At 64.6% G+C, this 1,145-nt stretch carries 2 protein-coding genes; both read right to left on the bottom strand.

All coding sequences use genetic code 11. The annotated features are described in order from the left end of the window. On the bottom strand, positions 1-622 hold a 622-nt coding region (locus tag GY725_15170; GenBank protein ID MCP4005529.1), incomplete at its 3' end, for a hypothetical protein. Continuing rightward, positions 619-1,145, bottom strand: a 527-nt coding sequence (locus GY725_15165) for a sigma-70 family RNA polymerase sigma factor (GenBank protein ID MCP4005528.1), incomplete at its 5' end; no start/stop codon positions are given. The genes GY725_15170 and GY725_15165, both read right to left, overlap by 4 nt.

Genomic DNA, 1,145 nt, shown 5'->3' with positions numbered 1-1,145 from the left:
GTCCCAGAAACTGAGCTTCCAGGTCCTCGAGCACCGCCCGCAGCTCACGCAGCACTGGGAAGTGCGCGAGCTTGAGCGTCGCGTACCCGCCGAAAAACATCACCAGAAACGTGCCCGCGAAGACCCAGGGCTTGTTGATGCGATACACCCCGCCGGCATTGTCGATGAGCGTGGCGACCGCCCAGCCCAGCAGCAGCAGCGTGGCGGCGCAGGTCCATAGCCAGCCTTCGTACTTCCCGCGCAGGAACGTCAGCCGCTGCCTCACGGCTTCGGCGAGGCTCGCGTCCATCTGGTCGAGCTTTCCGACCTGGCCGATCAGATGGATCCCGAAGGCGGTGAAGCCGACGGCCAGCGCAGTCACCAGCGCATGCACGGTCAGCATCGGCACGTTCGAGCTGTAGCCCGCCAGGTTCACACCCTGTAGCACGAGTGTCGCCAGCAACATGGCCAGATACATCCAGAGATGGCATTTGAGAGTCGAGGTCACGCGCCCGACACGCGGTCGTAGCGCGCTCGCGATCTGTTCGCGGCTCATCGGTTCATCCTCCTGTCGTTCGGCCCAGAGACGCTCGATCAGGTCGTCTCCGTTGCCGTTTCCGTTGTTGTTCTCGGTCATCGTCATGACGCTCTCCCTGGCGTCTGAACAGCAGCCGGCGAGCTCGTCAGCCACTCTCTGAGTTGTCGCTTGATCCGCACGATGCGGACGCCGACGTTCTTGCGGCCGAGCCCGGTCATCTCGGCGATCTCCTGGTGGGTGTGCTGCTCGAGGTAAAGCAGGATCACTGCGCGGTCCAACTCGCGGAGCCGGCGGATGTAGCGCTGGAGCCGTCCGACGTCGGGGTCGGATCCGGGCGTTCTCGCGGCCACCGGGCTCGTGTCCGACAGTGGCGTCGCGACAAGCCGCGACCGGCGAGAACGACGCTCCATCAACGCCGTATTGAGCGCCACGCGGTACATCCAGGTCGAAAAGCGCGAGCCACCGCGAAAGGACGGGAACGATCGCCAGAGCTGCATCAGGATCTCCTGCTGCAGATCCTCGCGTTCCGCCGGCTGCTCGGCGTACATCGCGCTCACCTTGCGGACGATGCCCTGGTGCGCCTCGACGAGGTCCAGGAACTCACACTGTCGGTCGCTCTGCAAATTCG

The organism is bacterium, from assembly GCA_024226335.1.
Classification (GTDB): domain Bacteria; phylum Myxococcota_A; class UBA9160; order SZUA-336; family SZUA-336; genus JAAELY01.
The sequence above is the reverse complement of the archived record's forward strand: the minus strand, read 5'-3'. Positions and strand labels throughout refer to the sequence as shown.